The sequence below is a fragment of the Nostocoides sp. genome (assembly GCF_035343835.1).
GTDB classification, from domain to species: domain Bacteria; phylum Actinomycetota; class Actinomycetes; order Actinomycetales; family Dermatophilaceae; genus Nostocoides_A; species Nostocoides_A vanveenii.
Genome location: NZ_DAOQZV010000102.1, coordinates 1 through 10,900, shown reverse-complemented (window position 1 = coordinate 10,900; position 10,900 = coordinate 1). Strand labels below are relative to the sequence as shown.

Below are 10,900 nucleotides of genomic sequence, written 5' to 3'. Positions count from 1 at the left end.
GGCGCCGCGGATGTCGGGCTCGATCGCGGGCACGCTGGGCGGGGGCGCGGCCGCGGCCTGGGGGTAGGCCGGCATACCAGAATCGGACGACGGGGCCGGCGGGTAGGGGGTAGCCGGACCGGGCTCCTGCGGAAAGACCGGGTCGGCGTTCGCGCCGTAGTCGGGCGCGGTCGGATCGGTATTGCTCATGCGTCCCCTCGATTCGATTGGGCAGCCAGGACGGCGGCCACGCTCGGCAGCGTAGTGGCGGGGCGGGCAAGCGGCGAGAGAATTGCGCAAAACGCGCAAAGCGGCGACTCCCGGGGTGGGGAGTCGCCGCTTCTGTGCAGCTGGCGTCAGCGGCGTGGGCCGCTGACCGCGTTGTAATAGGCGGTGGACTCTTTCTGATACAGGAAGAAGATCGCGGCAGCGCCGATAGCCAGGCTCACCAGGCCGAGGATGCGCGACAGGGCCGACTGGGCGGAGCCGAAGCTGAGCACCGTCATCAGCAGCGAGATGGCGAAGAAGACGGTCGCCAGGATGCGTGCCCATGAGCGGCCCTTGCCGTTGGCCGCAGCCATCCAGAACCACAAGCCCGCGCCGATCAGGCCCATGACGACCCCGATGGCGAGGCCGACGGTGATGGCGGCGTCGATCGTGGACTGGGTGACCGACGGGTCGGCATCGCGCATCTGCTTGGCGACGCTCTCCTTCAGCGAGCCCTGCATGAAGAACACGCTCAGCAGGCTCAGGATGGACAGCGCACCGCCGGCCTGCATCAGCCGGACAGCGAGATCCATCGACTTGGGGCGGGTAACCGGCCCTGACGGGGTCGGCGAGTAGCTCGGCATGGCGTCGCCATACTGCGGAGCGGCGGGCATGTGGCCGCCGAAGGGACCGGCGTTGCCATACCCGGGAGGCGGAGGCGGTGGGGTCTGCCGCGGCGCCTCGGGATTGGTGGGGTCGTCGTTCGACATGAGTGTCCTTGGTCGGTGATCGTGGCCCACACTGCGGCCACCGGTCACTTCGATCCTACGAGGCAGCGCCGACAACCCCGGCCGAAGCGCCTCAGCGAGGGCGTCGCGTCCGGGAGATCTCGTAGAGCGCGACGCCCGCCGCCATACCGGCATTGAGCGACTCGACCGCGCTGCTCGTCGGGATCGAGACGGTCTGATCGCAGGTCTCACGGACCAGGCGGGAGAGGCCCTTGCCCTCGGATCCGACGACGACGACCAGGGGCTCGGAGGCCAGTGCCAGGTCGGGCAACTCGACATCGCCCTCCATGTCCAGGCCGATGACGAAGAAGCCGGCCTTGCGGTAGTCCAGCAGTGCGCGCGTCAGATTGGTCGCCTGCGCCACCGGGATGCGCGCGGCCGCGCCGGCGCTGGTCTTCCACGCCGAAGCCGTCATCCCCACCGACCGGCGCGCCGGCAGCAGCACTCCGTGCCCGCCGAACGCCGCGACCGAGCGGATGATCGCGCCGAGATTGCGCGGGTCGGTGATGCCGTCGAGGGCGACGATCAGCGGGATGCCCGGGCGCTCGGCATCGAGCAGGTCGTCCGGATGGGCATAGGAATAGGGCGCGACCTGGATGGCCAACCCCTGATGGACGGCGCCGTCGGTGATCCGGTCGAGCTCCGCCCGAGGTGTCTCCAGCATGGGGATGCCGCGCTGGGTCGCCAGGGTGATGGCTTCGCGGACCCGGTCGTCGCTGTCGATCCGGCTCGCGACATACATCGTCGTGGCCGGAATGTCGGCGCGCAGTGCCTCGAGGACCGAGTTGCGACCGGCGACGATCTCGCTGCTCGCCTTGGCCCTGCGCGGTGCGGCGCTTCGGCCCGGAGCCTGGCGACCCGCGGCGGGCCGACCCGGGGCCCCACCCTTGGAGGCCGACTGATAGGCCTTGTGATTGGGGCGATCGGCGGCTTTGGGCGTCGGCCCCTTGCCTTCGAGCGACTTGCGGCGCTGGCCACCGGAGCCGACGGTCGGGCCTTTCTTGGAGCCTGGCCGGCGGGTCGCGCCGGGCCGGCCGCTATTGCCCGGCATCAACGATCACCCTGCTTGACGAGGCTCCATCGGGCGCCGGACGGCGTGTCATCGATCTGAATTCCGGCCGTATGCAGCGCGTCCCGGATGGCGTCCGCGCTCGCATAGTCCCGAGCCGCCCTCGCCGACGCGCGGGCGGCGAGTTGCGACTGAATGAGCAGGTCAAGCGCCTCGGTCTGCGCGCTCTCGCCATCGGCGGACCCGACCCAGTTGGGCGCCAGCGGGTTGACGCCCAGGACGTCGGTCATCGCGATCACCAGATCGGCGATCTCGGCCGCCTCGGTCGGCTCGTCCTCATCGAGCAGAGTGTTGCCCTTGCGGACGTGCTCGTGGATCACGGCCAACGCGCCGGATACGCCCAGGTCATCGTCCATCGCCTCGACGAATTCGGCCGGCAAGACTTCCTCGCCGGTGGGTTCGCGCGTCGTCACCCTCGGCAGCGCGCGGCGCAGGAAGCCCTCGATGCGTTCGACGGTGGCCTCTGCCTCGGCGAGCGACCCCTCGTGATACTCGATCGTGGAGCGGTAGTGCGCGGCCGTCAGGTAGTAGCGGACCGCAAGCGGGCTGGCAATCTTGGTGACCTCGCTGATCAGCAGGGAGTTGCCGAGCGATTTGCTCATCTTCTCCCCGCCCGTGGTCACCCAGGCGTTGTGCAACCAGTAGTTGGCGAAGCCCAGGCCCGCCGCCTTGGACTGGGCGATCTCGTTCTCGTGGTGCGGGAAGCGCAGATCGACGCCGCCACCATGGATGTCGAAGGTGTCGCCGAGATACTTGCGCGCCATCGCCGAGCACTCCAGGTGCCATCCCGGACGACCCCGGCCGTATGGCGTGGGCCAGCTTGCGCTGGCCGGCTCGGCGGGCTTGGCGCCCTTCCAGAGCGCGAAGTCGCGCGGATCGTGCTTCCCGCGCGGGTCGGCGTCCTCGGCGGCGGCCATGTCGTCGATCCTCTGGCGCGTCAGTTCGCCGTATGCCGGCCACGACCGCACATCGAAGTAGACGTCACCGCTACCGTCGGGCGCGGCATACGCGTGGCCCTTCTCGATCAAGGTGTCCATCAACTCGACCATTTCGGGGATATGGCCTGTGGCGCGCGGCTCGTAGCTCGCCGGCAGCACACCCAGCTGGTCCAACGCCTCGCCCGTGGCCCGTTCGTTGCGATAGGACAGGGCGAACCAGTCCTCGCCCGCCTGCGCGGACTTGGCGAGGATCTTGTCGTCGATGTCGGTGACATTGCGGATGAGCGCGACGTCATAGCCGTGGCCGCGGGACAGCCAGCGCCGCAGCACGTCGAAGGCGACGGCGAAGCGGACGTGGCCGATGTGCGCAGGCGCCTGGGTGGTGAGCCCGCAGATGTAGATGCCGACCTTGCCGGGGGTGACGGGCACGAAGTCGCGCAACTCCTTGGTGGCGGAGTCGAATAGTCGAAGGCTCACCAGGCCAAGGGTACCGGCGACGGGTCGCCCGCCGGTCCGTGCGAGGTCGCTGGACGATTGTCATGCTTTCGACATGCAGGCGTAACGCATCCGTGCCACCATGCCATTTGCCGAGAATTTTCCTCTCGGCCACCTCGAGCTGATGGGGATGGCATATGAGCGAACGCAGTCACGCGTCAAGCCTTGACGCGGAGCAAGTCGGCTACAAACAGTCCCTTGGCCGGCGCCACGTCCAGATGATCGCCATCGGCGGCGCCATCGGGACGGGCCTCTTCCTCGGCTCGGCCTCGCGCTTGCACAGCACGGGCCCGGCCCTTCTCTTCAGCTATGCCTTTGTCGGCGTCATCGCCTACTTCCTGATGCGGGCGCTCGGCGAACTGGTGCTGCACCGCGCCACCTCCGGGGCCTTCGTCTCCTATATGCGCGAGTTCTACGGCGAGCTGTGGGCCTACATCACTGGCTGGATGTACTGGCTCAACTGGGCGCTGACCGGCATCGCCGAACTCTCCGCGGTCGGCCTCTATATCCAGCACTGGTGGCCGACCTTCGCGACCTGGAAGACGGTGCTCATCTCCTTGGCCGTGGTCTTGGTCATCAACCTGCTCTCGGCGCGCGCCTTCGGCGAGTTCGAGTTCTGGGCCTCGGTGGCCAAGGTCGGGGCCATCCTGATCTTCCTGGCGGTCGGCCTGGTCGTCGTTGTGGGCCGCATGGACATTGCCGGTCACAAGGCCGGCTTCCAAAACCTCTGGGCCAACCCGGGAGGCTTTTGGCCGCACACCGACGGCTTCGCGTGGTACGGCCCGATCATGGTCATGTCCGGCGTCGTCTTCGCGTATGCCGCGATCGAGATGGTGGGCGTGGCCGCGGGCGAGATGGAGAATGCCGAGCGCGAGGTGCCTAAGGCGGTCAATGCCGTGATCATGCGGATCGCCGTCTTCTACTGTGGCTCGATCCTGCTGCTGGTCTCGATGCTCCCGACCAGTGAATACAAGAAGGGCATCAGCCCCTTCGTCACCGTCTTCGGCCGCATGGGCCTGGACTGGATGGGCAATGTCATCCAGGCCGTCCTCATCGTCGCCGCGATGTCCTCCCTCAACTCGGGGCTCTATTCCACCGGGCGGGTGTTACGCAGCCTTGGCATCGCCAAGCAGGCTCCCGCCTTCACGTTGAAGATGAGCAAGTCCGGGGTGCCCTGGGCGGGCATCGTGATGACCTCGGTCGTCTATCTCTTCGGCGCCATCCTCAACGCGCTTACCCCGTCCGCCTTCGAGATCGCCCTCGAAGCGGCCGCCCTCGGCGTGCTCTTCACGTGGGGGACGATCTTCGTTTGCCAGTTGCGGCTTCGAAAACTGGTGAACAACGGCGTAATCCCGCCCAGCCCATTCCAGGCCCCCGGCTATCCCTGGACCAGCTATCTCGGCCTGGCCTTCTTGGTCTATGTCGTCATCGCGATGGCGATCAGCGGGTGGCAGTCGAATGCCTACTTCTGGCACAAGACCAACTTCATCGTCGTCGTCATCGGCATCCCCTTGATCGCCGTGCTGCTGGGGATCGGCTGGATGGTCGTGCGGCCCAAGGTGGTCGCCAACACCGGCAACCGGCTCGGACCCGTGTGGTCCGAGAACGGGCCGACCTACCCCGATACCCGCCAAGCCGTCCCGGCGCGGAACGCCTGACCGAGAGGAGAACCGCCTTGACAACCATGACGACGGCAGCGGGCCGCGGTGTCGCGCGGCGGCGCGTCACCATCCTCCTTGCTGCCGGTGTCCTTCTCGGGACTGCTGCGGCGTGCTCGTCCTCCTCCGCCACGACGAGTTCGACCACGCCGGCGCCGAGCGGGACAGCAACGATCAAGATCGGGATCGCGACCGACGAGCCAGGCGTCTCGCTCAAGAGCGGCGGCACCTATTCGGGTTTCGACATCGAGACGGCAAAGTATGTCGCCGGGAAGCTCGGATTGAATCCGGAGTGGGTGCCCGTCGCTCAGGCCGACCGGGTCAGCGCCCTCGAGAGCGGCGAGGTGCAGCTGGTCGTCGCGACCTTCTCGATCACCGACGAACGCAAGCAGAAGGTCGACTTCGCCGGCCCCTACTTCGTCGCCCATCAGGACCTGCTCATCCGGCGCAATGACGAGTCGATCACCAGCCCCGAGCAACTCGATGGCCGGATTCTATGCTCGGTCACCGGGACGACGTCGGCGGCCTACATCCAGCAGAACTACGACAAGGCCACGATCACGCTACGGGAGGTGCCGAGCTTCTCCGAATGCGTGCGCGACCTGGCAAATGGTGATGTCGACGCCGTCACGACGGACGATCTGATCCTCGCCGGGTTCGCGGCGACCCCCGAATACAAGGGCATCCTGAAAGTCGTCGGCCGGGGCTTCACCGACGAGACCTACGGGATCGGCGTCAAGAAGGGCGACACCGCCTTGGTCGGTAAGGTCAACGCGGCATTGAAGGACTACATCTCCTCCGGAGCGTGGAAGAAGGCCCTCGATGCCACGGTCGCGCCATCGGGCTACACGATCCCCGCGCCGCCGACCGTCGCGAGCTGAGCCGGACCGGGGCCGGACCCCGCTGGCCCGGCCCCGGCGCAGACCCCGCGGGAGCGGGAGGACACGGCATACGCGCGGCATGGCAGGGTGAGTGATGTGGAGTCCACCGACGACCTGAACACCGTTCTCGCCAGCTACCTGCCCTTCCGGTCGGTCGATGCCGATGTCCGCCAACGGCTCGCGGCGGAGGCGACGATCGAGTCGTATGCCGCCGGCCACCTCGTCCTTGATGCCTTCGCCGATCCGTCGTCGTGCGTCTATGTCGTGCTCGACGGTCGGGTCGGGATGTGGAATGACGCCACCCGCCTCGATCAGGAGCCCGACGAGCTTGTCGGGCGCGGCGGCGTCTTCGGCTTCTCGGCGATGCTCACCGAGCGCTCGGTCGGCCCGCGCGTGGTTGCCGTCACCGACGCGCGCGTGGCTCGAATCCCCGGCGAGGAGGCGACCGCGGCATTTGTCACTCGGGACGGCGCGCGCTTCCTGGCCCGGAGCCTGGCCCGCAGCCTGCGCGATCCGGCCGTAGCCCTGCCGGCGAACAGCCGGGTCAGTGATCTGATCACCGCAGCCCCGCTCGTCGTTGACCCGGCAACCCCCGCGGACGAGGTCGCGCGCGCGATGACGCGCGATCGGTATACGTGTGCGGTGATCGAGACGTCACCGGGCACGTATGCCGCGATCACCGACGCGTCGCTCCGTCGCCGCATCCTCGCCGAGGGCCTGCCGCCCACCGCACCGGCACGGGACGTTGTCGCCTCGGTCACGCCACAGGCCGATGCGGCCGAGGCGCCGGCGGAGACGCTGCTCGCGTTGCTCGAAGCCGACGCGGACGCGGCCGTCGTCACCGACGAGAGCGGGCGGCTCGTGGGCGTAGTCACGCTTGGCGACTTCAGCCTCACCCCGACGGCGTCGGATCTCGCGATCCACCAACGACTTCGGCATGCGCCGACACCCGGTGACCTTGTCGATTGCGCTGAGCAATTTCCCGATCTCCTGCGCCGGCTGCTGGAGCACGGCCTTGCCTCCGGGCGGGTTATCGGGGTCTACTCCACGCTGCTCGACGGACTCGTCCGGCGAGCGCTGGAGTTGGAGTTCGCGGGGCACCCAGACCTGCCCATGTCGGCCTTCACCTGGCTGGCTCTCGGGAGCAATGGCCGGCGCGAGGCCGTGCTGTCCTCCGACATCGACTCGGCCGTCGCCTTCGCCGACGGCACCCCCGAGGACGTCATGGCGTGCTATCGGACGGCCCTGGCCGGGGTCGACCTCATCCTCCAGTCGGCGGGCATGGCGACGGACACGCACGGGGTGAGCGGGCGGCATACGCTCCTGTCCCGCACGCATGCCCAATGGCGGGCCGCGGCGCGGGAGTGGCTCGCCGACCCGGTCGCCGGCAATGGCGCCATCATGACCTCGCTGCTTGTGGACGCGCGGCCGATCTTCGGCGCCGACGAGACCGCCGCGGCGGACCTCGTGGTCGGCGACCTGCGCGAGCACCCGCTGACCATGCGGCTCCTGCTCACCGACGCGCTCGCACGGCGGGCCCGGCTGCGCTCCTTGCTGATTCGCGAGCCGTGGCGGCGCTCGTGGACCTATGACATCAAGGAGCACGCGCTTCTCCCCCTAGTCAATCTCGCTCGATGGGCCGCGCTGGTCGCCGGCTCCAGTGCCCTCTCGACGCGCGAACGACTGCTGGACGCCGGCGGATCGACCGTGCTCAGCCAGGAGCAGTCGACGTCGTTGGCCGAGGTCTTCGAGGTCCTTCAGCGACTGCGGCTGCGCTACCAGCTGATGCAGTCGCGCGAGGGGGTCACGCCCTCGGACGATCTCGTCTTCGACGCCATGTCGCCGATCGACCGCAGCATCGTCGCTCAGGCGGTCCGCGAGATCGCGCAGGCGCAGAAGCGATTCGCGACCGTCGCGGCCTATACCGACACGGCCGAGTGGGCGCCGGGCGAGCCTCGGTGACGCCCGACCGGACACTGCGGTATGCCGTGATCGGCGACGTCGGCGGGCATCACCAGGCGCTCCGGGCAGAACTGACGCGGCTGGGCGCGGACCCGGATTCGGGCACGATCCCGGCGGACCTGCGCATCGTCCAAGTCGGCGACCTGGTGCACCGCGGGCCCGACTCGCGAGCCGTCGTCGCGCTTGTCGACCGGTTCCTCACGGCGGCCGCCCCGGGCTGGGTGCAGCTGGTCGGCAACCACGAGGCGCAATACCTCCGGGCCCCGACCTTTGAGTGGCACCAACGGCTCGACGGCGAGACGATCGCGATCCTGCGCCGCTGGTGGGGGGACGGTCTGATGACCGTGGCGACGGTCGTGCCGGCCGGGGACGCCGACTTGCTGGTCACGCACGCGGGTCTGACCGAGGGCTTCTGGCGGGCGGATCTCGGGCAGCCCGCGAGCGCCGTGCGGGCCGCGGAAATGCTCAACATGATGGGGGCGCTCGGGCGGACTTCCATCTTCCGGGGCGGTGCCATGCTCGGCGGCTCGCGGTCTGCCTCCGCGGGCCCGATGTGGGCGTCGGCCTCGATGGAGTTGCTGCCCAGCTGGCTCGGGCGGCGAATGCCGTTCGGCCAGATCCACGGCCACTCCTCGGCCTACGACTGGCAGCGCGAGTGCTTCCGTGCGGCGGAGGCGATCGCGGCTCGCACGCGTCTGGATCATGACTGCGGCCATGAGATCACCAGCTTCGACGGCGGCGAGATCGTCGGCATCGATCCCGGACATGGGGCACATGTCCCTCATCCGTGGCAGGCCTGGGTCACCTCCGCCGCCTGATGTCGGCTGACGGGCCGACCGGGAGCGACGGCCCCGTCCGGATCGACGCGCCGCTCGCTGGTGGGGCCTCGGCGTGGACGGGGTGTCGGACCTCTCGTTTAGCCTGGCCGGTAGGTGGGTCGTTGGCGATGGACGGCCAGAACGGGAGACGCAGATGAGCAGATTCGAGGACCGAACGGCGACAGCTTTGCTGGTGGTCGACATGCAGCGCGATGTCGTCGCCGGCGGACACGACCGCGACGCCGTGGTCGAGACGATCGCGGGTCTGGTCGATCGGGCGCGTGCGGGCGGGTCGCCAGTGGTGTGGGTGCAGCACTCCGACGAGGGAATGCCCATCGATTCTGACGGGTGGCAGTTGGTCCCCGAGTTGGTGCCAGCGCAGGATGAAGCCGTGGTGCGCAAGGAGTTCGGCGATTCCTTCGAGGCGACCGAATTGTCCGACGTGCTCGCGGATTTGGGTGTGGGCACGGTCGTGGTGACGGGCGCGCAGACGGACGCCTGCATTCGGTCGACGCTGCACGGCGCGCTCGGCCGCGGCTTCGACACCGTGCTGGTGGCCGATGGGCACACGACCGAGGACCTGCGCCGCTGGGGCGCGCCCATCGGGCCGGCCGAGGCCATCGCCTACACCAATCTGTATTGGGAGTTCTCCCGCGTCCCCGATGCGCGCGGGAGCGTCGCCCTGGCCGCCGACGTCGACTTCGCCTAACCGGCCCGTATGCCGGCGCACTCGCCGGGGACGCGCAGGCGCTAGGGCGGCGCAGCCGAAGAAACGCGCGTGCGCGGCCCCGCAGGTGGTGGCCGGCCAGTTCGCGGCCAGGCCGACCAGCCGAAGGAACGCACGTGCGCGGCCAGGCCGACGGCAGAGCTCAGCGCACGATCGTCACGGTGACGCGGCGGTTGCGGGCCCGGCCCGACTCGATGTCGTTGTCGGCGACCGGGTCGGCCTCGCCGTAGCCGGTCACGTCCATGCCGACGCTCGGCCCGAGCCGGTCGCGCAGGGCAGCGGCGACGGCGCTCGCCCGCCGGCGCGAGAGGCCGAGGTTGTAGGCGGCGTCGCCGGTCTCGTCGGTGTAGCCGTCGACCCGGATCGAGCGAGCCTTCGCCGCACCCAACTGGGCGGCAACATCGGCGATCAGCGCGTCGGCCTTCGGGCTCAGGTCCGCCCGGTCGAAGCGGAAGAGCACGTCCGCGTCGAGCCGGAACCGCCGGCCGTCGGTGACGATCAGCGTGCCGGCGAGGTTGGCCAGGCTGAACTCGATCCGGGCGACCTCGAAGCCAAGATCGCTGACCTCGGCGATCTCCGGCGTCGCCGCAGCGGGGAAAGTTTGCCGCGCACCCGACCCCACCGGGTCGGCGACCGGCGCGGCGCGCACCGGAACAGCCGATGACCCGGCGGGCATCGTCGATGCATCCGCGACGTTCAGGACGAGCACCTCGCCGAGCCCGCCGACGACCACAGCAACCACGGCCAGGGCCACACGACGAGTCGTGCTGCCCGCGCAGGTGACCCCGCACACTCCCCAGATCGTGCGCAGCCGCGCCCGCATCACCGGGTCACCGGCACGTCGCGGAAGCCGCCGACATGGGGGATCACGACGTCGACGGTCGTGACATCGGCCGGCGGGGCCTTGTACTGCGCCTCGAGCACCGCCTCGCCGCCCGGCTCGAGATTCGCCAAGCCCAGCCCGCTGCTGCACGCGCAGCGCGCGTCCTTGTCACGGCCGGTCAGGTAGCGGCGCGCATTCACCCGGTCCAGGACGTAGACGCCGTCGGCCTGCCCGTCGGACCGGGCTAGGCCCTCCACATAGTCGAAAGCCACGCCGGTGGCCTTGACCGTGGAGTCGAAGTAGTAGCCGGCATAGAAGTAATCACCGATCCGCCACGGTTGCTGACCGGCATTGCGCACGGTCCAGGTGACCGTCATGACGGCGCCGTCGGCGACGACCGAGTTGAGCGTGACATCGACGGTGGCGTTGTCGATCGCCGAGCCACGACGGGTCCCGAACGCGGGCAGAGCCCCGGGGGCCGGCGGGCTCGTGCTTCCCAGTGCGCTCGGGCTCGCCCCCGGTGAGGGTGCCGCAGCAGCCGGCACCGGCGCCGCG

10 protein-coding genes and 1 pseudogene are annotated in these 10,900 nt (G+C 69.3%); 5 read left to right on the top strand and 6 right to left on the bottom strand.

Going from position 1 to position 10,900, the window contains the following annotated elements; all coding sequences use genetic code 11:
- From PKH97_RS08935 to cysS, 4 genes and pseudogenes are all read right to left on the bottom strand, one after another.
- Positions 1-189: pseudogene (locus tag PKH97_RS08935) on the bottom strand (hypothetical protein); the annotation flags it as partial.
- 146 nt (positions 190-335) lie between these two features.
- Positions 336-956 carry a hypothetical protein gene (locus PKH97_RS08930; RefSeq protein WP_324387059.1) on the bottom strand — a complete coding sequence of 207 codons (621 nt, stop codon included), beginning with the start codon at positions 954-956 and terminating at the stop codon, positions 336-338.
- Positions 957-1,047: 91 nt separating this feature from the next.
- Positions 1,048-2,025 carry a 23S rRNA (guanosine(2251)-2'-O)-methyltransferase RlmB gene (gene rlmB, locus PKH97_RS08925; protein WP_324387058.1) on the bottom strand — a complete coding sequence of 326 codons (978 nt, stop codon included), beginning with the start codon at positions 2,023-2,025 and terminating at the stop codon, positions 1,048-1,050.
- A complete protein-coding gene (gene cysS, locus PKH97_RS08920; protein WP_324387057.1) occupies positions 2,025-3,458 on the bottom strand; it encodes a cysteine--tRNA ligase in 1,434 nt (477 codons plus the stop codon). Before cysS ends, rlmB begins: the two co-directional genes overlap by 1 nt.
- A gap of 155 nt (positions 3,459-3,613) precedes the next feature.
- On the opposite strand from cysS, the gene PKH97_RS08915 reads away from it, so the two are divergent.
- The 5 genes from PKH97_RS08915 (at position 3,614) to PKH97_RS08895 (ending at position 9,504) form a co-directional block, all read left to right on the top strand.
- Positions 3,614-5,134, top strand: a complete 1,521-nt coding sequence (locus PKH97_RS08915; RefSeq protein WP_324387056.1) for an amino acid permease — start codon at positions 3,614-3,616, stop codon at positions 5,132-5,134.
- Between the two features lie 26 nt (positions 5,135-5,160).
- On the top strand, positions 5,161-6,015 hold the full coding sequence (locus PKH97_RS08910) for a glutamate ABC transporter substrate-binding protein (RefSeq protein WP_324387060.1): 855 nt from the start codon (positions 5,161-5,163) through the stop codon (positions 6,013-6,015).
- Between the two features lie 87 nt (positions 6,016-6,102).
- The gene (locus tag PKH97_RS08905) at positions 6,103-7,977 is read left to right on the top strand and encodes a putative nucleotidyltransferase substrate binding domain-containing protein (protein WP_324387055.1); all 1,875 of its coding nucleotides are present in this window, start codon (positions 6,103-6,105) and stop codon (positions 7,975-7,977) included.
- The gene (locus PKH97_RS08900; RefSeq protein WP_324387054.1) at positions 7,974-8,795 is read left to right on the top strand and encodes a metallophosphoesterase; all 822 of its coding nucleotides are present in this window, start codon (positions 7,974-7,976) and stop codon (positions 8,793-8,795) included. Before PKH97_RS08905 ends, PKH97_RS08900 begins: the two co-directional genes overlap by 4 nt.
- 154 nt (positions 8,796-8,949) lie before the next feature.
- A complete protein-coding gene (locus PKH97_RS08895; RefSeq protein ID WP_324387053.1) occupies positions 8,950-9,504 on the top strand; it encodes an isochorismatase family protein in 555 nt (184 codons plus the stop codon).
- 160 nt (positions 9,505-9,664) lie between these two features.
- On the opposite strand, the gene PKH97_RS08890 is transcribed toward PKH97_RS08895, so the two are convergent.
- Together PKH97_RS08890 and PKH97_RS08885 are read right to left on the bottom strand one after the other, a co-directional pair.
- Positions 9,665-10,276, bottom strand: a complete 612-nt coding sequence (locus tag PKH97_RS08890) for an OmpA family protein (RefSeq protein WP_324387052.1) — start codon at positions 10,274-10,276, stop codon at positions 9,665-9,667.
- A gap of 68 nt (positions 10,277-10,344) precedes the next feature.
- Positions 10,345-10,900 (bottom strand): hypothetical protein (locus tag PKH97_RS08885; RefSeq protein WP_324387051.1); only part of this gene is annotated, 556 nt, incomplete at its 5' end.